This is a genomic window from Paracoccaceae bacterium (assembly GCA_012103375.1).
In the GTDB taxonomy this organism is placed as follows: Bacteria; Pseudomonadota; Alphaproteobacteria; order Rhodobacterales; family Rhodobacteraceae; genus WLWX01.
Genome location: WLWX01000001.1, coordinates 2,661,788 through 2,684,985 on the forward strand (window position 1 = coordinate 2,661,788; position 23,198 = coordinate 2,684,985).

Here is a 23,198-nt window from a genome sequence, read left to right on the forward strand (position 1 = left end):
AATGACCGATACCCGCACCGAATTCTTCCGCTTTCACAACGGCGAAAAGGCCCCGCTGCCGTTTTCGCCCGAGGAATATGGCGACCGTCTTGCCGGGCTGCGAAAAGTGATGGAGGCGTCCGGCGTGGACGTTGTCGTCCTGACCTCGATGCAGAACATCGCCTATTACTCAGGCTTTCTCTATTGCGCATTTGGGCGGCCCTATGGGCTGGTGGTGACGGCGGGTCAGGACGTGGTGATTTCCGCCGGGATCGACGCGGGCCAGCCGTGGCGGCGCTGTGTCGGCGATGCGATCACCTATACCGATTGGCAGCGGGACAATTTCTGGCGCGCGGTGGCGCATGTCGCCGGTGAGGGGCAGCGTGTCGGGATCGAGGCCGATCACATGACGCTGGAACGCCGCGCCCAGCATGATGCGTTTCTGAAACCCGCCAGCGTGGTCGATATCGCGCCGGCAACGATGAAACAACGCATGAAGAAGTCCGTGGCCGAGATTGCGTTGATCCGCGAAGGCGCGCGGATTGCTGATGTCGGCGGTTATGCGATCAAGGATGCGATCAAGGTTGGGGTGCGCGAGATCGACGTGGCCATGGCAGGCCGCGACGCGATGGAGGCCGAGATTGCCCGCGCTTTCCCCCACGCCGAATACCGCGACTCCTGGGTCTGGTTTCAGTCCGGCCTGAACACCGATGGCGCACATAACCCGGTGACCGCGCGGGAGTTGGAACACGGCGATATCCTGTCGCTGAACACCTTCCCGATGATCAGCGGCTATTACACGGCGCTAGAACGGACGTTGTTCGTGGGGGAGGTAGACGATGCCTCGGCGAAAATCTGGGAGGCGAATGTCGGCGCCCATGAACTGGGCATCAGCCTGATCCGGCCCGGAACTTCCTGCGCCGAGATCACCCACAAGATCAACGATTTCTTCGCCGAGCGCGACCTGCTGCAATACCGCAGCTTCGGCTATGGTCACTCGTTCGGGGTGCTCAGCCACTATTACGGGCGAGAGGCGGGGCTGGAACTGCGCGAGGATATCGACACGGTGCTGGAACCCGGCATGGTGGTTAGCATGGAGCCGATGCTGACGATCCCGAACGGGCAGGCGGGGGCCGGTGGGTACCGCGAACATGATATTCTGGTGGTCGGCGAAGCGGGGGCCGAGAATATCACTGGCTATCCCTATGGGCCGGGGTTCAACGTGGTGGGGAAACCGCCGTAGAAAAGATGCCTCCGGCGGGGATATTTAGGGGTCAATGATGGACAGGTCGAATGATCCGATGAACCCGCCGGAGTCGCGAATCCAGATGACGCGCGTCTGGAAAACGCCTAAATTCATCCCTAGGTAACAGCCAGTTGATCATAAATGCGAGGGATAGATGGCCGATTTGGACGCGCAGATTAAAGAAAGTCAGGCCGAAGTGGCCGAAGCCCAGGCGAAGATTGCCGAGGTGACCAGCCGGATCGAGGCCGCGCGCCAGAAGATGGCCACGGGCGATGATATTGCCGTGGATATCGAAAATGCCTCGCTGGATGATGTCCACGCGCATACGGCCGCGATGAACGCCAATATCGCCGAGCTGATTATGGGTTTGGACGATGTAACGGCCGGATTTTCCCAGGATTTCAACGAGATGCGCACCAAGACGGGAATGGAGTCCTTCATTGGCATCTTCTCGCAAGGCAAAGCGGATTCGATGCGTCAGGAACGCATGCGCACCGCGTCCATCGACGACAAGTTGCAGGATCTGATTTCGAAATCTGACACCATCGTGACGCTTTTGCAGGGCCAGTTGGAGGAGTTGAACAGCCAGAAGGTCAAGGTTGAGAACCAGCTGGGCGAAACCCTGACCGAGCGGGAAACCACGGTCGCCACATTGGAAGATGCGCGCGCGGAAATCACCGCGATGGACCCCAAGATCATCGAGTTGGAAAACAAGATCTCCGTCGAACAGGACGCCGCCGCGCGCACCCGGCTGGAAACGGAACTGGCTGGATTGAACGCGACCTATAACGCGCTTGTGCAGGACGAGCAGGTCAAGCTGGCCAAATCGCAGACGCTGGAACGGTATATCGAAAAGGGCAAAAGCTGGGTGGATTCCCTGCAGAACCAGGCGGCGACGCAGATGGTTCTGATCAACAAGCTGCAGACGGATACCAAGCAACGGGTGGTGCTGTATGATGCGCTGACCAAATCGCTGAAGACGGCCCAGCAGCAGGACGTCGCCCACCGGATCAACGAGATCGGGGTGGAGACGGATCAGGAAGCCCAGGCCGCAATGTCGGCGATTGGCTCGGCCACCAACACCCGCATGGCCGAGATGATGGAGGCGCATGAGGATCACATGGTCTTTGCGCGGAAAGTGCTGGAGCAGAAAGCGAAAGCGGACGAGCGGTTCGCGCGGCGGTTCCAGGAGATCGTCGAGAAGCACGACAAGAACCTGTATGGAGCGTGATGCGCCGCGCGATCTCCATTACATTTGCCTCTGCCGGAATTCTGTTGGCTGCCAATAGTTTCTGGCTCTTGTTCGTTCCATCGGCGACATTTGGTATGCCCGGTGCCGCGGCGGGGCCGCTCTTAGGAATTTGCCTCATGCTCTTAGCGCTTTCAGGGACGTTTCTAGCCGTTTCCGTGAAGCTTTGGGCGAAGCGAGAAAAATTTGAAACTGAGAGCTAATAGATTGCCGATGTAGTCAATATGACTACAATGTAGTTCTACAATATTGCGAAGGCCCTGCTATGCCCAACCCCTTCTCTGTCCGGCTCGACCCAGACCTGAAAGCCTCGCTCGAATCCGAGGCGAAGCGTGAGCACGTGACGCCGTCACAACTTGCCACCCAGGCGATCCGTTCGCTGGTGGAAGGGCGCGCCGCCAAGCGGGCGATGATCGATGCGGCATTGGCCGAGGCGGAACAGGGGCGCTTCATCTCACAAGAAGCGATGACGGCCTGGGTCGACAGTTGGGGCACGGATGATGAACTGCCGATGCCGGATGCCGACATTGCGCAATGACAATCATTTTCCTGCCCTCGGCCGCGCGCGATCTGGCGTGGTTCCGACAGTATTACTCGGCGGTCTTCCCGCAGGGCGATCAGTCGTCCAGGGCGCGGTATGCCGCGGTCCTGAAGTTGCTGGCCGCGAACCCCTATATCGGACACCCGACGCCCGGGCGCGAAAACGTGCGAGAGCTACATATATCCCGCACACCGTTCACGCTGATCTATCGGGTGACCGAAACACGGATAGAAGTGCTGCGCCTTTGGGACACCCGACAGGGTGGCGCGCCATGAGGGGACCGCATGACTGACGCCAAAGAAACCCTGACCCGCGATCACGCGCCGATCACCGACGCCTTCGCGGCGCGGCGATATTTTGCCAAGTTCGAGGCGATCACCGGGCATCTGGGCCGCGTCGCGGCGGAATTGGAGAGCGAGGGTGAATTGGCGCGTGACGAGGTCGAGATCCTCGGGTCGTACATCCGCAACCTTGCCCACACCTTCCGGGCGCTGTCGAACAAATACCTGATGACGGGGCGGGAAACCGGTTCGCACTTCGGCAGCCTGGCTTTTGACAAGCACGAAAGCGGCTTTCCGGTGCACAGTGAATTGCTGACCATGGCCAATGACGCCCAGCAGGCTGAACGCCATCTGGATGGCATGGCCAGTGCGGCGCGGATCAAGGATGATATGGTGCGCCAGATCGTCGGCGATCTGACGATCCCGACCAAGCTGCAATTCGCGATGTCGCAGCGGCTGTATTATGAACAGCTGATGCAGGGAGAGTTGTTCTGGCCGCAGATGCACCCACAGGCCTATTGGTTGAGCGGCACGGGTGATCGCCGTCGCTATATGATCCATTGGGCGGTCTATGACAGCCAGATCAACCTGCCGACGATCTATCTGATGGAAGCCGAGGATACCGGGCGGACCTCCTTGGTCAAAGATGACAGGCGCTGGCCTGCCGTGCAGCAGCACTTGATTGCGCAGAGCATGGGCGGGCTGAAACTGCTGACCATCGCCAAGGGGTTCGATCAGGATTTCGACGACCTGCACCCCAAGCGCCTGCGCCGGATCCACCTTGGGCCGATGTATTCCTCGGCGTTTACATTGCAGAGCGGGCCAATCGCCAAGGTGCTGGCCGACGCGAAGGCGCCGCAGGGCCAGGACTGGGCGCTGGCCTGGACGGCGGAGGAGCTGATTTCCGAGCGGGTGGAGCAGGAAAAGAAAGGCTGGTTTGGCACCGTGGACCGAGAGATTTTTGCGCTCGACCCATTCTCGGGCCGGGGTGTCGATACCGGGGCAACGCGGACCGAACGCTCGATTATCCTGCCGCAACGCCCCTATCAGGTACTGGCCGAGGCGAACCCGCCGGGGTTTCGCGATGTGCGGAAGTTTGTGGTCAGCCCGGGTGGGCGCGTGGTGACGATGCGATGAGCGAAGGTCCGCGAAAAATCCTGCCAAGGTCTCGCTATGCCTTGCTCGCTTTTGGTGTCATATTAATTGGCTGCATTTGGATGGTGTCGACGCGTGAATTCCCATCTGAGCGTATAAGAGCATTAGTTTCCAAGGAACTGACCAGCGGATTTACGTTGCGCGACTTGAATGACTTCTTGGACGAGCGCGATTTTTCGGCACTGTCTGACGCACGAATTTTCCCCGGATCTTTTGAGCATCCAGAATGGATCACCGCCAAAGAAACTGAGTTGTATTGTTGGGATCGCCTGCGACAGGCCAAAAGCACCCAAGCCATATCAGACATCGTCTGTGCATCGCAGAATATTGAAGGCGCGGTAGATAATTTCGCGGTGGGTGAAGTTGACTGGCCAGGACAGGCGGGAACATGGGTCGGACGAATTTTCTATGAAGATTATGGTTCAGGTTATCGCGGAATCGAACTGGTTCTTCAAAATCTTGAGGAAGACGAAAAATGAGCACACCAGCCGATCAGATGGAACTGCGCGAGGCGGATATCGTCAAACATTACGAGGCTGCGCTGGGCCTGCTCGACGGGTTCGATCATACGCCTCGGGTGGCGAAACCGGGGGCGGCCCCGGCAGAGAAATCCAGCGGCATCGGCACGCGGCGGCGGTTCCGGTCGACCACGCCGGGGATGGTGACGCGATCCACTGCCCGGCCCGAAGGCGTGCGACTGATTGAACGGGTTGAGGGTGTGGGCGAAGATGACCTGCCGACCGCGCTTCAGGCGGGCGTGTTGCAGGGGTTGCGCCGGGCGCTGGCGATTGCGCTGGCGGTGGCCGAACAGTTTGGTGAACGGACCGGGCTGGATGCGCTGAAGCGGGACAATCTGGCCGGTGGTCTGGCGGCGGGCAAGAAAACAGAATTTTCCGAACTTCTGGCGGCTGAGGCGCTGATATCCCTCTATGTCTTCGGCAATGCGGCGGCGTTTTTGCTGGCCGCCCACGCGTCCGAGGTTTCGGTTGAGATTGGCGAGGTTGAGGAGCTGTTGACCGACAACGCCCCACTGGCCCTGCAGGGCGCGCTATGGGAGTTGGATCAGGATCTGGAGGCCCATGCCTCGGACGAGCCGCGGACGGTGGCGACGGTTTTGGCCTTCGCCGAACAGTTGATGGAAAAGGTGGCGCTGCGGGCCAGCACCGCCCCCCGGCTGGAGGCATTCACCGCATCCAACTGGAAGGTCGAGGCGGACGAATTCGCCGTTTCCGGCTTCACCCCCGCGCGGCGGGGCAAGTCGGCGTCTTTGGTGATGAGCTTCAAGAAACCGAACGAGGTTGTCGGCAACCATATCGCCAAATATCAGGCGATGAAGCTGTCGAAAATGCTGATGGCCTATGATTTTGAGCGTCGGTTGAACCCGTTTGCGGAACTCGGCGGGTTCATCTTTACCTTTATGGGCGACGGCAAACCGGGGACGGGCAAGACGACGCTGATCCAGATGATGGCGGGGCTGGTCGACACCTATTGCAAGAATGCCGACTACCCGTTCCGCTATCAGAACTTCTCGATCGATCAGATCGACAGCTATCAGGGCAAGTCGGGGCAGAACGCCAAGGCCTTCATTGACAATGTGATGGACCCCAGCGTCATCGGGTTCGGCACGGTGGACGACATCGACCAGATCGCAGGCAAGCGCGGTGACCGGCAGTCAAGCGCGGGCCAGCAAGAGGTGACGGCGGTTTTGATGGAAGCGTTTTCGGGCGCGGGCACGGTAGTGCGGGGGAATTGCACCTTTGGCATGTTTTCAAACTACCCCGAAAACGTCGATGACGCCCTGCGCCAGCGGGCCGGGGCACGGTTTCTGGTGGACGGGCCGCAGACGCGCGAAGACTACATCGACATCCTGCATCTGCTGCTGGGCAAGAACCACGATATCCCTGTGGGAGAGCATGATCTGTTCTCGGCTCAAGAAATCAAGAAAGCGGTCAGTGCAAGTTTCGAAAGCCATGGAAAACCGCATGAAGAGGGCCTGCTGAAGGTCTGGCAAGAGGTCGAGGAACAGACCGGGCGGCTGGATACGATTGCCAAGATGGGCGCCTATCTGAGTGCGATCAAAGAGGCGGACGATCGCTTCACCGGCCGCGCGATCAAGAACATCACCGATGCGGTGAAGGTGCGCGCGCTGGACGTGGAACTGCCGGACGAATGGATGGAAGACCCGGAGATCTTTCTGTTCAAACCCTATAACGAAAAACTGGGGATGATCCGCGAAATGACGGTGCCGATCACCATCGACATGGTGATACAGGAGATCAACCGCTATGCGGACAGCGAATTCCGCTATGCCGACAAATCTGACGAGGTCGCGATTGCCAATGCGGTGCGTGACATGGGGCGGATGGAAGAAGCCAAGCGGCGGTATCTGGAGGGGAAGGGGTGATCCGCCTGACCGGATATGCGGCGCTGATGCTGGATCTGACGGCGGCGACCTCTATCGGTGTCGCGCAGGTGCACAGGCGTCCGGCATGAGTGTTTTGGGCGGCATTATCCCGGTTCTGGCGCTGGTCCTGCTGTCGGTCTGGGTGCCCCGGGCGCTGGGCCGTGCATTGCCCGAAGGCGTCGGGTGGTTGTTTGTGAACGGGGTGACCGCAGCGGTGATCCTGTGGGCCGTTTCGGCGGGGTATTTCGCCGGTGCCTATGCGATGCAGGCGGATGCGCTCAGCCGGTTGTTGGGGATCGATCCTGTCGGCACCATGGGTCACTTCGCCTGGCTGGGCCTGCTGGCCGGGATGATCTGGCTGCCGATTGGGTTGCTGGCGCTGGCGAGCGTGCCGAAACGGTGGACGGAGGTGGTTTGGTGAATAGCCGGTCAATTTCCCAAATTAGAGAATTTGCACTAAGGATCGCGCCCGACCGCCGGGTGGGGGCATCGCCCCCGCCCGTGGGGGGCGGGCGGGTGCGATCCGGGGCTGCCGCTCCGGGTAACCAGCCATCTGGGAAGCGGCACATATGAAACGCCTCATCGAAAAAGGCCTGATGTTCGGGAACCTCATCGAGGTGTCCTCGCCTGCATTGGTCGAACGCTACAACCGTGCGCTGCTGCATCTGGCGGGTAAGCAGACCGCGTTGTCGGAATTCCACATCGACATCTCTGGTTTCTCGCCTCAGATCGGGCATGAGTTGGGCGATCCGCAATACCTCAACCCCAATGGCTGCAACCGCCAGTTCATTCTGCTGACCACGGAACAGCGCTCTGCCCCGCTGCTGAACATGCAGTTTTCCACCTCGCGCGAGATCATGCGCCAGTTCATCGAAGCGAATGAGGCAGCGTTGTTTGCCCTGACCGCGCGGGATGCGGTGGCGGGAGAGTTGGCGAATACCGTGTTCGAAGTCTCGACCCCTGAACGCCTGCTGGCAATCCGGCGGATCACGGTCGAGGCGGATACGACCGGCGCCCATGTCGCTGACGCGCGCGAACTCAACACCAAGATCGAGCAGTTTCGCGAAGAAGACGACGCCTGGTTCGATGATGTGCTGATTGCCGAAATGATTGGGTTGGCCAAGAAGACCGGGGATGTGACCCGCAACCCGGTCGTGCTGCCCCGGATGGAATTCGAAACCCCGAATTTCTGGACGCGGCATTTCGGCGGGCTTTATGTGTTCCGCTCACCCGAAACGACCGGCGTGATCCATATGGCCGAGGATGACGACCCGTTCGAGGATTTGCCCGTCGACAAGGTGATCGGGCGCGACGATGCCAATAAGATCGCGCGGTTCCTGAGCGATAATGAGCTGGTCGAGCCGATTGTGAAAGCGCGCGGCGCGGACGCGGCCGCCATCCTGCGCCAGAAGATGGATTTCATGCTGGTCGATGTGGCGGCGACGCTTGGGCAGGATCTGAAGGGCGCGACCCGGCGCGATCTGCGCAATATCGCGCGCCAGTTGGGCAGCGCCCTGCCGCCGGCGTTCCATGGGTTGGGCGACCTGTTGCGCTGGGTCGAAACCGGTGGCAAGTGGCCCCGGATCACGTCCGAGCATCCGGCGTTCTTCTACACGCTGCGGGCCACGCCCGGGCCGACGCGCGATCTGGTCAATATGCTGCTGGCCGAACTGACGCCGCTGGACATCCGCCAGTTGTTCATCTGCCATAAAGAGCTGTTCTATGGCCTTTACGCCGGGTGGACGGATGCCAAGAAGTCCTATGTGGCGGATTTTCTGGAAGCCGAGTATCAGGTGGATAAGGCGGGCGCGCGGGCGGCGCTGTTCGGGCCCGAACCCGGGATGGAGGAGGCGCCGGACGCGCCCTCACCCTGGGACAGGCCCAGGCGGCGGGCGCGCCAGATTGATCTTGTCGGCCCATGGGGCGCTGTGAGGAAGGAGCGGGACTGATGTTGGGAATGATCCGTCTTGGAGTGATCCTGTTCGTGATCCTGACTGCGTTCTATTGGGCGCTGTCGTGGTATTTCCGCTCACTCGCGCGCGGGGCGTTGGAGCGTGAGTGGGACGAGGAAATTCGTCAGGGGGACCGCGACGCGTTCATCACGCAGGGCATGGCGGATTATGACATTTCGCTGAAGAAAAAGCTGGTCTGGGGCGTCTATATCGTTCCGATCGTCGTGGTGATCGCGCTGGTCTACCTGACGAATTACGCCTGAGGAGGGCGATCTGATGCGCTATTTCCGTTGGACGATCTTCTTGCTGGTGTTGCTGCTGGCATTCAGCTTCTTCCACTATAACCTGCCCCAGCGCGATATCGTGCGCGTCACCTCGACCGAGGTGATCCGCGCCGATTTTACCGGCTTCAACCGGTTCTTTTATGCGCAGGCGGATAGCGGCAATACGGAACTGGCCAATCGGGATCTGCGGCTGATCAACGCCGCGCGCACCAATGGGCGCGTGACCGTGTATCGTAACGAGGATACCGGCTTTGGCTGGCCGCCCTATTTCAAGCTGGACAGTTCGAACCTGCAGGCCGAAGCGGCTGATCTGATCTCGACCAGGGCCGAGCCGATCTGGGTGGCGATCACGCATTACGGCTGGCGCAATGAATTCCTGTCGATCTATCCAAACGCGATTGCGGTGCGCGAAGTGTCGGGGCCGGATGTGACGCTGATCCCTTGGGTCAATATCGCGATCTTTGGGATGCTGTTCGTGGCGATCTTCCTGATCTGGCGGATGCTGCGCCGGTTCCGGCGCCGCGCGATCGAGCCGTTTCTGGACCGCGCTGACGATCAGCTTGACCTGGCCAAGGCGCGCTATGCCGGGGTCACGGGCGGGATACGGGCCTGGCTGGATAGCTGGCGGAAAAAACCGCCCCGGCTGAAGTAGATCCGGCGCTGGCGCGCCGGACCGGCAGGGGGCGCTGCCCCCTCTTGGCCTTTGGCCAATTCACCCCCGAGGTATTTTCAGACTGGTAATGGGCAAGGTTTGGGCGGGATTATTCGCCGTAAGGCACCCAGATCGTTTTGACCTCGGTTGCGGCGGCAAGGAAGGATTTGCCTTCGCCGTCTGCCCCCAACCAATCGCGGGATTTGCCGTGGTTCACCCAAGCGCGTTTGAGGTTGCCTGCGGCTTCGCGCTCGATCGTGGCGGAGAGGTCGGCGGAGGAGAAACTCCATACCGCATCCACGTCCATGTGGCCCGCCAATTGCGGGGCTAGTTCGGCGTGGTCGCCGGTCAGAATGTTGACGACCCCGGCGGGAACGTCGCTGGTTTCCAGGATCTGGTAGAAATCGGTGGCGGCCAGCGGGAAGGGGTTTGACGCGACGAGGATGGTTCGGTTGCCCATCGCGATTGCGGGCGCCATCGCCGAGATCAGCCCGAGGAGTGGCGCCTCATCAGGGCAGAACGCGCCGATCACGCCGACGGGTTCGTGCATCGCCAGCGCGACGCCGCGCAGGGGCACGGGTTTGGCCGCGCCGTCGTATTTGTCGGCCCAGGCGGCATAGGTGAACAGGCGGTTGATGGAGGCGGCAACCTCGGCCTCGGCGGATTTCGCGCCGGTTCCGGTGAGGTCACGGATGCGGGTTGCGAATTCATCCGCGCGGGCCGATAGGTTTTCGCCGATGTAGTAAAGGATTTGGGCGCGCAGGTGGGCGGTGGTCTTGGACCAGCCTGCCGCGGCGCGCGCAGCTTCGACCGCGTTGCGGATGTCTTTGCGGTTGCCCAGCCCGGCATGACCCAGCAACCGGCCATTTTGTGACCAGACTGCGCGGGAATAATTGCCGTCAGGGCGGGCCTGCTTGCCGCCGATGTAGAATTTCGCCGTGCGATCCAGACCGCTGACCTTGGGGTTTTCCGGTTCCGGCACGGATGCCAGTTTGGTGATATCCTTCAACTTCCGGCGCGGTTTGGTGTAGGCCAGCAGCCCTTCCCAGCCGCCTTCGCGCCCAAAGCCACTTTCGCGCACCCCGCCGAACCCGGCGGCGGCGTCGAACAGGTTGGTGGCGTTGACCCAGACCACCCCGGCGACCAGTTTCGGTGCGATGTCGAGCGCCAGGTTGACGTTTTCGGTCCAGACCGTCGCGGCCAGCCCAAAGCGGGTGTTGTTGGCCAGTTCCACCGCCTCGGCAGGGGTGCGGAAGGTCATGCCGACAAGGACGGGGCCGAAGACCTCCTCCTGCATCAGGCGGTCGGCGGTGCCGAGGCCGGTGATCAGGGTCGGGCGGTAGTAGCACCCTTGCGCGGGCAGGGGGGTGTCGGCGTGGTAAACATCGCCGCCGGAGGCATCGACCATCTCGGTGATTGTGGCCAGTTGCACCGGATCCACCACCGCGCCGATGTCGATGGCCTTGTCGAGCGGGTCGCCCAGGCGCAGCCCGTCCATCCGGCGTTTCAGGCGGGTGTAGAAATCCGTCGCGATGCCCTCCTGCACCAACAGGCGCGATCCGGCACAGCAGACCTGGCCCTGGTTGAACCAGATGGCGTCGACCAGTCCTTCGATGGCGCTGTCGATATCGGCGTCATCGAAGACGATGTAGGGGGATTTGCCGCCGAGTTCGAGCGTTAGCGATTTGCCTGTGCCCGCCGTCGCCTTGCGAATTGCGGGGCCCACAGGGGTCGATCCTGTGAAGGCGATCTTGTTGATATCCGGGTGGTCAACGATGGCCTGCCCGGTCGCGCCGTCGCCAGTGATGATGTTGACGACGCCGGGGGGGACGCCAGCCTCCTGACAGATGCGCCCGAACAGCAGCGCGGTGAGTGAGGTGTACTCGGCGGGTTTCAGCACGCAGGTGTTGCCCATGGCAATCGCGGGCGCGATTTTCCACGACAGCATCAACAGCGGGAAGTTCCACGGGATGATCTGACCGCAGACGCCCAGCGCCTCTCGATCAGGCAGCTCGCTGTCCTGCAGCTGCGCCATGCCGGCGTGGTAGTAGAAATGGCGCGTTGCCAAGGGCACGTCGATGTCGCGGGATTCGCGGATCGGTTTGCCGTTGTCGAGCGACTCCAGCACCGCGAACAGGCGCGCATGTTTTTGCAGCAGGCGGGCGAGCGCATAGAGGACCTTGGCCCGTTCATGCCCCGGCAGTGCCGCCCATTTCGGTTGCGCCTTGCGGGCCGCTGCGACGGCTGTGTCGACGTCTTTCGCCGTGCCTTGCGTGACCCGTGCCAGCGTGTCCGTCGTGGCCGGATTTCGGCTGTCGAACCCCTTGCCGGGTTTGGTAAAAGCGCCGTTAATAAAATGGCCGAACTTGCGGTCGTGGCTGGAAAGCCAGGCCAGCGCTTCGCCCGAATCTTCCGGGGCTGGTCCATAATCCATGGTTTCGAAGATTTCCTTGATCGTCATGGCGTACCCTTGGCAGAAAGGGCGGCCCCCGGCCGCGGGTGGGGGTGAAGCCCCCGCCCGGGGGGGCGGTCGGGGGGCGCCCGGCGTGCCGCCGGGCGGAACAATTCAATCTGCACCGTCATCCCATCGCGTGACGGTGGATGGCCGAATAGCGGCCCGTGACGTGGTGTTCCAACTGCCGTTCGAAATCACCCAGCAGCGAGGATGCGCCGAAGCGGAACAGGTCGGGTTGCAGCCAGCGGTCGCCCAGCTCATCCTTCATCATCGCTAGATAAGTGATGGCGTCTTTGGACTTCGAGATACCTCCGGCGGGCTTATAACCAATGCGATACCCGGTGCGCGCATGGAAATCGCGGATTGCGCGGATCATCACCAGGGTGACCGGCAGGGTGGCGTTGACGCTTTCTTTCCCGGTTGAGGTTTTGAGGAAATCCGACCCGGCCATCATCGCCACGTAACTGGCGCGGGCGACGTTGCGCAGGCTGCCAAGCTCACCCGTGGCCAGGATCGCTTTCATATGCGCCTCACCACAGGCTTCGCGCATGGCTTTGGTCTCGTCATAGAGCGCCTGCCAGTTGCCGGTCAGCACGTGGCGGCGCGAGATGACGATGTCGATCTCCTCAGCCCCGGCCTTGACGCTTTCGCGGATTTCTTCGATCCGCAGATGCAGCGGTGACAGACCCGCCGGAAAACCGGTCGAGACGGCCGCAACCGGGATGCCGGTGCCGTCCAGCGCGCGCACGGCGGTTTCGATCATGTCGTGATAGACGCTGACCGCGCCGGTGGTGATCTGGTCGATCCCGAGCGCGTCAAGGATATCGCGGCGCACCGGGTTGGCGGCCTTGGCACACAGGCGGCGCACGCGCCCCTCGGTATCGTCGCCAGCCAGCGTCGTCAGATCGATGCAGGTGATCGCGCGCAGCAGCCAGGCGGCCTGAAAGTCCTTCTTGACCGACCGCCGCCCCGGCAGGCTGGCTGCGCGGCGTTCGATGGCCGAGGTGTTGGCCTGAACCGAGGCGACCCAGTCAAGGTCAAGCGCCATCCCCGGATTGCGCGGTTCGGCGACCTGCGGCAGCTGCGCAGATTTGGTCGGGTTCGGGGCAAGGACTTGATTGGTCACGGGCAGCATTGATCCGGCAAGAAAACGGGCGTGGTCACAGTGCCACAAGCGCGCGCATCGCACAAGATTGACCATTTGGTCAAATATTTTCTTCGCAACGCCAAAGGTGGCGTGCTGCCCGCAACCGCGTTAGGAAACCGAAATCTCATGCGGGGGACCCCTAAATGCCGTTCGATCGTAGTTTAAAAATTGCTCCGTCCATTCTGGCCGCCGATTTTGCCGCCTTCGGGGCAGAATGCGCAGCTGTCGAAGGGCAGGGGGCCGATTGGATCCATGTTGATGTGATGGATGGGCATTTCGTGCCGAACATCACCTTTGGTCCCGCCACCTGCGCCGCGATTCGCCCGCATATCAAGACGGTCATGGACGTGCATCTGATGATCGCGCCAGTGGATCCGTATATCGAGGCGTTTGCAAAGGCCGGGGCCGATATCATCACCGCCCATGTCGAGGCGGGTCCGCATATCCACCGCACGCTTCAGGCGATCAGGGGCGCCGGTGCAAAGGCCGGCGTTGCGCTGAACCCCGGCACACCGGCCAGCGCGGTGGCGCCACTGCTGGATCTGGTCGATCTGGTTTGCGTGATGACGGTGAACCCCGGTTTTGGCGGGCAGAAATTCATACACTCCTGCGTTGAGAAGAGCCGCGATATCCGCGCCATGATCGGCGACCGGCCTGTTCATATCGAAATTGACGGCGGCGTTGATCCGACGACTGCTCCGCTGGTTGCAGCTGCCGGGGCGGATGTTCTGGTGGCGGGGTCTGCGGTGTTCAAGGGCGGGTCTGTCAGTAACCCGGCCCCCTACGGCACCAATATCCGGGCAATCCGGGACTCGGTGGCAACCTGACAGCGACACATTGATCGGGGCTTTTGCCTGCGTATCGGGCAGCGTGGCTGGCGCCAGATCCGAAGGGCGCGGCGAAAACAGGATATCGCCGACCACTCAGAATCGCGGTGCAGGCCCAAGCGGCAGGAACCCGAAGGAAACCAGCCCATTTTTGAACGTCAGTGGCGCGGTCAGCACCTCGGGCGTTCCGTCCGCCGCCGCCATCGATTGGAACAGCGCGTCCAGCGTCGGCACGTATTGCGGCTGGATCATCCCGGAATCCGCGATCATCCGCGCCACGTCGCGCCATTGCGCAGATTCAAGCGTGATATCCCCGACGGGCAGGCGATCCGCCCCGATGGTGAGGGTGCCTGTCGCCGCGATCTTCACGCCGCCCCAGACAAGTGCGGCGTCGTTGAGGACGAACCGCTCGACCTGTGGCGCCGGTCCGCCATTGAATGCATGGCGATCAATGGCGCGGTCAAAGCCAAGGGTTGCATCAACCCGCAGGACCTCAAGCACCTCCGGCAATGCCCCGCCGGGATCGTAGGTGTCGCGCAGCGCCTTGGGCAACGCGATCTTTGATGCGGCGATGCCGACGTCATGGACCAGCGCCTCGCCATTTTGCCGGGTCGCGAAGCGGGCATCCTTCAGCGCAATCGCCCAGCCAAGGGTCGAGGTGACGTTTGCGGTTTCGGCAACAAAGGTCGCACGGTCCAGCGCCAGGGCGGTGCCCGGTTCGACCACCAGCGAGGCGCGCATGCGCGTGCTGTCCACCTGCAGGGTCTGACCGGGAAAGTCGAATGACTGACTGTCAGGCAACGCCGCGATCACGTGGTTCGGCTTGTAGCTAAGGGCCAGCACCTGGAAGAAAGGTGCGGTCCAGGCAAACCCGCCCAGTGGATCGGCCAGTTTCACCCCGGTGGCGGTCGTGTCGAACCGGTTTGGAAAACCGCGTGTGCCGACATCGGCAACCTCGACCTGCCAGCCCTGCGCGTGCAGATTGTCCAGCACGGCCTGCGCGCCACGTTCGACCGCTGTTGCGCCGACGAACCAGTAACCTGACCAAAGCGCGGCCAGAACCAGGATCAGAACCAGCAGTTTGCGCATCTGTCCCCTTTCGTCTGACCTACAGCAGGCTATGTAGGGGGCGGACAGCGAAAGGGCCAGCATGATGACGGCGGACAATCTGACCCCGCTTTGGGTATTCGGCTATGGCTCGCTTCTGTGGAACCCCGGATTCGAGGTTGCCGAGGCGGTGATCGCGCGGCTGCCCGGCTATCACCGCAGCTTCTGCATGCGCTCGATCCATCATCGCGGCACAATTGCCGATCCCGGGCTGGTTCTGGCGCTGGATGTCGATGCCGGGTCGGCCTGTGACGGGCTGGCCCTGCGTGCCGCGCCCGGAACCGAGGCTGCGACGTTGGAGTATCTGCGCGAGCGCGAGTTGATTTCCGCCGCCTACGTCGAACAGGTGCTGCCGCTTGACCTGAGCGATGGGCGCAATGTCCGCTCGGTCGCCTATGTCATCGACCCGGATCACGACCAGTATTGCGGCGGTCTGCCGTTCGAGGATCAGGCGCAGATCATTGCCACAGCGGTCGGCGGGCGCGGTCCGAACCACGAATATCTGACCAATACGGTGGCGCATCTGATCGAGCTTGGCATCGAAGATACCGACCTTGCGCGACTTTCCGCGCGGGTAGCGGCTTTGCGAAGTGGATAATATCTGCTTTGGTAGGCGCTGAGGGGACGCGTGTGCGCGTACCAACAGGCAGGAACTGACACAGATGGTTCAGACCCAGGCAGAGGTTCAGGCGCATTTCACCGCCCCGGTGCGGCAACTGATCACCATGATCGTCGTGCTGGGCCTTGTTGCGGGCGGAAGCTATGTGGCCTGGCCCAGCGTGTCGCCGGTGTTCCTGGCCAATCCCTGGCTGAACGGCTTCATCGCGCTGGTTTTCGTGATCGGGGTGCTCGCCTGTTTCTGGCAGGTGATCCAGCTGTTCAATTCGGTCAGCTGGGTCGAGGGGTTCGCCCAATCGCGACCGGGTCACGAGATCACGCGCGCCCCGCGCCTGCTGGCCCCGCTGGCGGCCTTGCTGCGCGCGCGGGGGGCAAAGACGACCATCGGCTCCAGCTCGTCCCGGTCGATCCTCGATTCCGTTGCAACCCGGATCGACGAGGCGCGTGATATCACGCGATATATCGTCAACTTGCTGATTTTCCTCGGCCTTCTGGGCACATTCTATGGGTTAACCACCACCGTCCCGGCGGTGGTCGAAACGATCCGCTCCCTCGCCCCGCAGGAAGGCGAAGGCGGGATCAACGTATTTTCGCGCCTGATGGACGGGTTGGAGGCGCAGTTGGGCGGCATGGGCGTTGCGTTCTCATCCTCGTTGCTGGGGTTGGCGGGATCGCTGGTGGTTGGGTTGCTGGAACTGTTCGCAAGCCACGGCCAGAACCGGTTTTACCGCGAGTTGGAGGAATGGCTGTCGTCGATCACCCGGCTTGGGTTCGGCGGCAGCGAAGACGCCAGCGGAGAGGCCGCGACCCCCACCACCATCCTGACCCATTTGGTGCACCAGATGGAGGCGCTTCAGGCACTGTTCATGGACAGCGATGCCAGCCGCGCCCAGGTTGACGAAGGCTTGGGGCGGGTCGTCACCTCGATGGAGACGCTGACCGACAAGATCGACTCCGGGCAGACCGCAAGCGATGCGGCCAATGACACGATCGTCGCGCTTGAACGGATCGCCGGTGGGCAGGAAAAGCTGCTGGAAGCGCTGGCCCATAAGGAAAAACCGCCCGTTGATGCCCCGGCCCATGACGCCGAAAGCCGGATGCACCTACGCTCCATCGATCTGCATCTGCTGCGCCTGCTGGAAGAGATGTCGGCGGGTCGTCAGGAATTTGCGCAGTGAACTCAGCCAGTTGATCAAAGCGGTGCGTGAAGCGAATGGCACCGAGCAAACCGTCCTGAAACCCGCCCTGTTCGGGCATAAGCAGAGCTAGGCCATGGCCCTGAACCGACGCGCCACGCAACGGATGTCAGGCTCGATCTGGCCGGGGTTTGTGGACGCGATGACGGCGCTGTTGCTGGTGCTGATGTTCGTGCTGACGATCTTCATGATCGTGCAATATATATTGCGCGAGACGATCACCGGGCAGGAAGACGCGCTGAGCCAGCTGAACCGCGAAAATTCCTCGTTGGAGCAGGCGAATGCGGGGCTGTCGGGCGCACTGACCAATGCGCGGGCCGAGACTGAGGCGCAGCGCGCGCTGGTGGACCTGCTGACCACGCAGACCCAGGAACAGGGCGCGGAACTGGATGCCCGCGCCGCAATGATCACCGAATTCGAAAGCAAGGTTGCCAGCCTGCTGGGCGAACGCGATGCCGCGCTGAGCGAAAGCGCCAATCTGTCGGATGCGATCATCGAGCTGGACGCGGAAAACCAGTCGATTGCCCAGCAACGGGATGCGCTGGAACTCGCGCTGGCCCGGGCCCGGACCGAGATTGACCGCGAGGCCGAGGCCGCGCGACTGGCCGCCGCGCGGCGCGAAGCGCTGGCGGCGCTGACGGCTGATCTGCGCCAACGGATTGAAGCCCGCGATCTGTCCTTGTCAGCGGCACTGGCAGAATTGTCGGAAACGCAGGACGAAGACAGTGGCCAGAACGCCGAAATCCGCGAACTGACCAATGCGCTGGCCGAGGAGGAGGCCGCACGCCTGCGCGAAGCCGCCGCCGCCGAGGCGCTGCGCGCCCGGTTGGAAGATGCTGATACCGAACTGACCGCCATGACCCTGCGCCTGGAAGAAGAACGTCGCCGGGCCGAAGAAACCCTGACCCTACTGGCGGCGGCCGAGGCCGAAGCCGATCAGTCGCTGGATGAACGCACCGCGCAGCAGCGCGAGACGGTTCGCCAGAAACGCCTTCTGGCGCTGGCGCAGGAACGCTTGAGCGAAGAAGAAGCCGTCAGCGCCGAGGCCAAACGCCAGCAGCAGTTGCTGAACGCGCAGGTGCGCGAATTGCGTGGTGAGTTAAACCGCCTGCAAGGGTTGCTGGACTTGGCCAAGGCAGAAGATGCCGCCGCACAGGTGCGGATCGAAACGCTTGGCGCAGACCTCAACCAGGCGCTGGCACGGGTGGCGGCGGAACAGACCAAGCGCGCAGAACTGGAAGAGGCGGAGCGAAAGCGTCTGGAGCGTTATCAGTCAGAGTTCTTCGGGCAGTTGCGTGACCTTTTGGGCGACCGCGAAGGGGTGCGGATCGTTGGGGACCGCTTCGTGTTCTCGTCCGAGGTTCTGTTTGATTCCGGCTCGGCAGACCTGTCGGATGAGGGGCGCGCCCAGATCGCGCGTGTGGCGCAAATCCTGTCGGACGTGTCGGGCGACATCCCGGATAATATCGACTGGGTGGTGCGGGTCGACGGGCACACGGATAACCGGCCCATCGTCAACGCCTCGACCTATGCCAACAACTGGGAGCTGAGCCAGGCGCGGGCGCTGTCTGTGGTTCTGTTCATGATCGGGGATCTGGGATTTCCGACCCGTCGGTTGGCCGCCACAGGTTTCGGAGAGTTTCAGCCGGTGGCAGAAGGCGACAGCGCCGCCGCACGGGCGCAAAACCGGCGAATCGAGCTGAAGCTGACCGAGCGATAGAAAAGATAAATGCCTCCGGCGGGGATATTTTCGACGAAAAGACGACTCAAGATCATCTTCTTTTCTTAAATACTCCCGCCGGAGGCACTTTACGTTATTCTGCCGTCAGCAACGGCGGCTTTTTGGTCGACAGGCGCGGGGCTTGCGGAGGCTCGATCTTCAGATCCAGCGTGCCGCCCTTGATGCCGACCTTGACGTTGCCGCCCTTGGCCAGCTTGCCGAACAGCAGTTCTTCGGCCAGCGGTTTCTTGATGTGTTCCTGAATGGTGCGCGCAAGGGGGCGCGCGCCCATCCGGTCATCATAGCCTTTGTCGGCCAGCCATTGCGCAGCGGGTGTGGACAGTTCGATGGTCACACCACGATCCATCAGCTGAACCTCCAGCTGCAACACGAACTTCTCGACCACTTGCAGGATCGTGTCTTTGTCGAGCGCGCCGAACGAGATCACCGCATCCAGACGGTTGCGGAATTCCGGCGTGAAGGTGCGTTCGATGGCGGCGGTATCTTCGCCTTCGCGCCGGTCGCGGCCAAATCCGATGGCGGCTTTCGCCATTTCACTGGCCCCGGCGTTCGAGGTCATGATCAGCACGACATTGCGGAAATCCACAGTGCGACCGTTGTGGTCGGTCAGTTTGCCGTGGTCCATCACCTGCAACAGGATGTTATAGACGTCGGGGTGGGCCTTCTCCATCTCGTCCAGCAGCAGCACGCAATGGGGATGCTGATCGACGCCGTCGGTCAGCATGCCGCCCTGATCAAACCCGACATAGCCCGGAGGCGCGCCGATCAGGCGGCTGACGGCGTGTTTTTCCATGTATTCGGACATGTCGAAGCGCAGCATTTCCACGCCAAGAATATCGGCGAGCTGTTTGGCAACCTCGGTCTTGCCGACGCCCGTGGGACCGGCGAACAGATAGTTGCCGATGGGCTTTTCAGGCTCGCGCAGACCGGCACGGGCCAGTTTGATGGCGGACGCCAGCGCCTCGATGGCCGTATCCTGGCCGAAGACGACGCGTTTCAGCGATTTTTCAAGATCACGCAGCACTTCCGAATCGTCCTTAGAGACGGTTTTCGGTGGGATGCGGGCGATCTTGGCCACAACGGCTTCAATCTCTTTCACGCCGATGGTTTTGCGCCGCTTGCTTTCGATCACCAGATGCTGGGCCGCGCCCGCTTCGTCGATCACGTCAATTGCGCTGTCGGGCAATTTGCGGTCGTTGATATAACGCGCGCTGAGTTCGACGGCGGTTTTCACCGCATCGGCCGTGTAGCGGATATCGTGGTGATCTTCGAAATAGGGTTTCAGCCCTTTCAGGATCTTCACCGCATCATCGACCGAGGGTTCGTTCACGTCGATCTTCTGGAACCGGCGCGACAGGGCGCGGTCCTTTTCGAAATGCTGGCGGAATTCCTTATAGGTGGTGGATCCCATGCAGCGCAGCTTGCCGCCCTGCAACGCGGGCTTCAGCAGGTTGGAGGCGTCCATCGCCCCGCCTGACGTGGCCCCGGCGCCGATCACGGTGTGAATCTCGTCAATGAACAGCACCGCGTCGTCGTGATCTTCCATCTCGGTCATCACGGCCTTCAGGCGTTCTTCGAAATCGCCGCGATAGCGGGTGCCGGCGAGCAGCGCGCCCATGTCGAGGCTGAAGATCGTGGTCCCCGACAGGACTTCGGGTGTTTCACCATTCTCGATCTTGCGGGCCAGCCCTTCGGCAATGGCGGTTTTCCCCACACCGGGGTCACCCACCAGCAGCGGGTTGTTCTTGCGGCGGCGGCACAGGACCTGCACGCAGCGCTCAACCTCGTGCTCGCGCCCGATCAGCGGGTCGACGTCGCCGTCACGCGCCTTGGCGTTCAGATCGACGCAGTATTTCGCCAGCGCGCTTTCCTTGGCCTCACCCTCGCCAGCCTCAGCAGCTTCGCCTTCGAATTCCGAGGCCCCCTGAACCGTCCGGGCTTCGCCAAAGGACGGGTCCTTGGCGACACCATGGGCGATATAGTTGACCGCATCGTAACGGGTCATGTCCTGTTCCTGCAGGAAATAGGCGGCGTTGCTTTCCCGTTCGGCAAAAATCGCCACCAGAACATTCGCGCCCGTCACCTCGGTCCGGCCCGAGCTTTGGACGTGGATCGCGGCGCGCTGGATTACGCGCTGAAAGGCCGCCGTCGGAACAGCCTCGGACCCATCAACATCCGTGACCAGCGTGGACAGGTCATCGTCGATGAAATCAACCAGCGTTTCCTTCAGCGCGGCGATATCGACCGAGCAGGCCTGCATGACGCGGGCCGCATCAGGTTCGTCAATCAACGCCAGCAGCAGATGCTCCAGCGTGGCCAGTTCGTGTTTGCGTTCATTCGCCAGCGCCAGCGCTGCGTGAATGGACTGTTCGAGCGATGTCGAAAATGATGGCACGTTGCGTGCTCCTTAACAGTGGTCCGGGGCGGGCTGCCACCGACCGGACCGTGGCCTCATAGTGTTAGAGTTTGGTTTTTATCGCGCCGCTTCAAGTGTTTTTCTTCATCTGGCCTTCACATTTCATCGCAGCGTTGCACGGATTGGTGTTCAAAAAGCGTCCTTGCGGCGGCGAATCTCGGCGAAAACTTGAGCATTTGTTGCGTTTTCCATCCCAATCGCTGCTTTCAGCGCGGCGATGCCTGCGCGCAGGAACGGATTGGTGGCCAGCTCCTCTGACAAGGTTGAGGGGACAGTGGGGGTTCCGGCTGAAGTTGCCGCCTCAACAGCGGCAGCCCTAGAGATAAGGTCGCGGTTTCCCGGTTCAATGGTCAAGGCAAAGCGCGCATTTGTCCGGGTGTATTCGTGACCCGAACAAATCACCGTTTCGGGCGGCAGGGCGGCCAGTTTGGACAGACTCTCCCACATTTGATCGAAGGTGCCTTCGAAAACGCGTCCGCAGCCCAGCGCCATCAGGCTGTCAGCGGTGAAGACGTGATCGCAGCCAGGCATGTGAAAGGCGATGTGGTTGATGGTATGGCCCGAGACGTCCAGAACCCTGGTCGCCTGACCTGCGACGGCAATCTCATCACCATCCGCGACGGCCAGGTCCAGTGCGGGCAAGCGGTGCGCATCTGCCCCGCAGCCGATGACGCGGGGGGCATAGGTGTCGCGCAGCGGGCCAAGGCCCTGGGTGTGGTCGTCATGATGGTGGGTGATCAGCACATCGCTGAGGGTCCAGCTGCGGGCCGTCAAAGCGGCCTTGATCGGGGCGGCTTCAGGCGCATCGACCAGCGCGGTTTCGCCGCTGTCGGCATTATGGATCAGGAACGCATAATTGTCCGACAGGCAGGGGACGGTCACAATCTCGACGGGCATGGCGTTTCCTTTCGTGGGCAGTATGCTTTGAGCGAGTGTTTCCGATCTGTGGCGGGGCTGCAATGCACCTTGATGTGCTTGATCTGCGCAATTTCTATTATCGCACCAGATTGGGGCGCACGGCGCAGCGCGCCATTCGCGACCAGGTTACCGCCCTCTGGCCCGAGGCGGATCGTCAAACCGTCGTTGGTTACGGATTTGCGGTTCCGATGTTGCGCCCCTATCTGGCCAAGGCCCGGCGCGTGATCGCTTTGATGCCGGGACCACAGGGCGTCATGCATTGGCCGGCCGGGGACAAGAATGTTTCGGTCCTGTGTCAGGAAACGCTCTGGCCGTTGGAAACCGGGCACGCGGACCGGCTGGTAGTGATGCACGGGCTGGAAACCAGCGATCACCCCGGCGCCTTGCTGGAGGAATGCTGGCGCGTTCTTGGCCCCGGCGGGCGGGCGTTGTTCATTGTGCCGAACCGGGCGGGCCTGTGGGCGCGGGGTGACCGGACGCCGTTTGGATTTGGCCGCCCCTATTCCACTGGTCAGCTGGAAGGATTGCTGCGACAGCACGGTTTCGTTCCCGAGCGTCACGTCGCGGCCCTTTACATGCCGCCCACGCAACGGCGGTTCTGGCTGCGCTCTGGCGCGTTCTGGGAAAAGCTGGGCAGCCGGATTTCGACCCGGATCGCCGGCGGCGTGCTTCTGGTCGAGGTAACCAAGCGTGTCGCCGCCCCGACCGGCCCCGCCACGCCCGAGCCTGCGCGCCGTCCGTTGCGGGTGCTTGACGGGCTGGCCAAACCGAGTGTCAAACCCGCCTGAGCGGTCGGATTCGCCCCGATATTCGTTGCCAATGTGGCACATTCGGTCGCAGTTAAACTCAACCCTCTGAAATCAAACGGAAACCGCCTGAAGAAAGGCGGCGTAAGACGGTTGCGGGGCGTATAACGCTCTGCTACATCGACGCTGATTTTGGATGTTGCGCCCGTGAAACGGCCCGTCCTGCCAGTTAGAACCGAGGCCCCCAACGTCCCGAAGGACGCTGCACGGGGCCTTATCATGCG

Annotated in this window: 20 protein-coding genes and 1 pseudogene; 16 read left to right on the plus strand and 5 right to left on the minus strand. The window is 61.9% G+C overall.

The window, feature by feature from the left end; translation table 11 throughout:
- Position 1: 1 nt before the first annotated feature.
- The 11 genes from GKR99_13595 (at position 2) to GKR99_13645 (ending at position 9,743) form a co-directional block, all read left to right on the plus strand.
- Positions 2 to 1,222 carry a M24 family metallopeptidase gene (locus GKR99_13595; GenBank protein NKB28520.1) on the plus strand — a complete coding sequence of 407 codons (1,221 nt, stop codon included), beginning with the start codon at positions 2 to 4 and terminating at the stop codon, positions 1,220 to 1,222.
- Between the two features lie 157 nt (positions 1,223 to 1,379).
- Entirely contained in the window at positions 1,380 to 2,456 is a 1,077-nt protein-coding gene (locus tag GKR99_13600; GenBank protein NKB28521.1) for a hypothetical protein, read from the plus strand.
- Positions 2,457 to 2,739: 283 nt separating this feature from the next.
- On the plus strand, positions 2,740 to 3,012 hold the full coding sequence (locus GKR99_13605; GenBank protein NKB28522.1) for a ribbon-helix-helix protein, CopG family: 273 nt from the start codon (positions 2,740 to 2,742) through the stop codon (positions 3,010 to 3,012).
- Complete coding sequence (locus GKR99_13610; GenBank protein NKB28523.1) at positions 3,009 to 3,290, plus strand: hypothetical protein; 282 nt, start codon at positions 3,009 to 3,011, stop codon at positions 3,288 to 3,290. The genes GKR99_13605 and GKR99_13610 overlap by 4 nt, the downstream gene beginning before the upstream one ends.
- A 9-nt stretch (positions 3,291 to 3,299) precedes the next feature.
- Positions 3,300 to 4,433, plus strand: coding sequence for a hypothetical protein (locus GKR99_13615; GenBank protein NKB28524.1), 1,134 nt, complete (start codon positions 3,300 to 3,302; stop codon positions 4,431 to 4,433).
- Positions 4,430 to 4,930, plus strand: coding sequence for a hypothetical protein (locus tag GKR99_13620; GenBank protein ID NKB28525.1), 501 nt, complete (start codon positions 4,430 to 4,432; stop codon positions 4,928 to 4,930). Before GKR99_13615 ends, GKR99_13620 begins: the two co-directional genes overlap by 4 nt.
- Positions 4,927 to 6,855: an AAA family ATPase gene (locus tag GKR99_13625; protein ID NKB28526.1), complete on the plus strand. Its 1,929-nt coding sequence runs from the start codon at positions 4,927 to 4,929 to the stop codon at positions 6,853 to 6,855. Before GKR99_13620 ends, GKR99_13625 begins: the two co-directional genes overlap by 4 nt.
- Positions 6,856 to 6,940: 85 nt before the next feature.
- Complete coding sequence (locus tag GKR99_13630) at positions 6,941 to 7,276, plus strand: hypothetical protein (protein NKB28527.1); 336 nt, start codon at positions 6,941 to 6,943, stop codon at positions 7,274 to 7,276.
- Between the two features lie 148 nt (positions 7,277 to 7,424).
- Complete coding sequence (locus GKR99_13635; GenBank protein NKB28528.1) at positions 7,425 to 8,804, plus strand: hypothetical protein; 1,380 nt, start codon at positions 7,425 to 7,427, stop codon at positions 8,802 to 8,804.
- Positions 8,804 to 9,070 carry a hypothetical protein gene (locus GKR99_13640; protein NKB28529.1) on the plus strand — a complete coding sequence of 89 codons (267 nt, stop codon included), beginning with the start codon at positions 8,804 to 8,806 and terminating at the stop codon, positions 9,068 to 9,070. Before GKR99_13635 ends, GKR99_13640 begins: the two co-directional genes overlap by 1 nt.
- 13 nt (positions 9,071 to 9,083) lie before the next feature.
- Positions 9,084 to 9,743 carry a DUF1523 family protein gene (locus GKR99_13645; protein NKB28530.1) on the plus strand — a complete coding sequence of 220 codons (660 nt, stop codon included), beginning with the start codon at positions 9,084 to 9,086 and terminating at the stop codon, positions 9,741 to 9,743.
- A gap of 109 nt (positions 9,744 to 9,852) precedes the next feature.
- Here the strand turns inward: GKR99_13645 and GKR99_13650 are convergent, their stop codons facing one another.
- Positions 9,853 to 12,204, minus strand: coding sequence for an aldehyde dehydrogenase family protein (locus tag GKR99_13650; protein NKB28531.1), 2,352 nt, complete (start codon positions 12,202 to 12,204; stop codon positions 9,853 to 9,855).
- Positions 12,205 to 12,322: 118 nt separating this feature from the next.
- Positions 12,323 to 13,333: a deoxyribose-phosphate aldolase gene (deoC, locus tag GKR99_13655; protein NKB28532.1), complete on the minus strand. Its 1,011-nt coding sequence runs from the start codon at positions 13,331 to 13,333 to the stop codon at positions 12,323 to 12,325.
- Positions 13,334 to 13,488: 155 nt separating this feature from the next.
- Here deoC and GKR99_13660 point away from each other — a divergent pair, with 155 nt between their 5' ends.
- Entirely contained in the window at positions 13,489 to 14,172 is a 684-nt protein-coding gene (locus tag GKR99_13660; GenBank protein ID NKB28533.1) for a ribulose-phosphate 3-epimerase, read from the plus strand.
- A 96-nt stretch (positions 14,173 to 14,268) separates the two neighbouring features.
- Here the strand turns inward: GKR99_13660 and GKR99_13665 are convergent, their stop codons facing one another.
- Positions 14,269 to 15,339 carry a DUF2125 domain-containing protein gene (locus GKR99_13665; protein NKB28534.1) on the minus strand — a complete coding sequence of 357 codons (1,071 nt, stop codon included), beginning with the start codon at positions 15,337 to 15,339 and terminating at the stop codon, positions 14,269 to 14,271.
- On the opposite strand from GKR99_13665, the gene GKR99_13670 reads away from it, so the two are divergent.
- The 3 genes and pseudogenes from GKR99_13670 to GKR99_13680 all read left to right on the plus strand — a co-directional run bounded on the left by GKR99_13670 (position 15,326) and on the right by GKR99_13680 (position 18,813).
- On the plus strand, positions 15,326 to 15,877 hold the full coding sequence (locus GKR99_13670) for a gamma-glutamylcyclotransferase (GenBank protein NKB28535.1): 552 nt from the start codon (positions 15,326 to 15,328) through the stop codon (positions 15,875 to 15,877). The genes GKR99_13665 and GKR99_13670 overlap by 14 nt on opposite strands.
- A 64-nt stretch (positions 15,878 to 15,941) precedes the next feature.
- A pseudogene (locus GKR99_13675) lies at positions 15,942 to 17,166 on the plus strand (biopolymer transporter ExbB).
- A 3-nt stretch (positions 17,167 to 17,169) separates the two neighbouring features.
- Complete coding sequence (locus GKR99_13680; protein ID NKB28536.1) at positions 17,170 to 18,813, plus strand: peptidoglycan -binding protein; 1,644 nt, start codon at positions 17,170 to 17,172, stop codon at positions 18,811 to 18,813.
- A gap of 94 nt (positions 18,814 to 18,907) precedes the next feature.
- On the opposite strand, the gene clpA is transcribed toward GKR99_13680, so the two are convergent.
- Positions 18,908 to 21,229: an ATP-dependent Clp protease ATP-binding subunit ClpA gene (clpA, locus tag GKR99_13685; protein NKB28537.1), complete on the minus strand. Its 2,322-nt coding sequence runs from the start codon at positions 21,227 to 21,229 to the stop codon at positions 18,908 to 18,910.
- A gap of 150 nt (positions 21,230 to 21,379) precedes the next feature.
- Positions 21,380 to 22,147, minus strand: a complete 768-nt coding sequence (gene gloB, locus GKR99_13690; GenBank protein ID NKB28538.1) for a hydroxyacylglutathione hydrolase — start codon at positions 22,145 to 22,147, stop codon at positions 21,380 to 21,382.
- A 62-nt stretch (positions 22,148 to 22,209) separates the two neighbouring features.
- On the opposite strand from gloB, the gene GKR99_13695 reads away from it, so the two are divergent.
- Positions 22,210 to 22,956, plus strand: coding sequence for a methyltransferase domain-containing protein (locus tag GKR99_13695; protein NKB28539.1), 747 nt, complete (start codon positions 22,210 to 22,212; stop codon positions 22,954 to 22,956).
- Positions 22,957 to 23,198 lie beyond the last annotated feature (242 nt).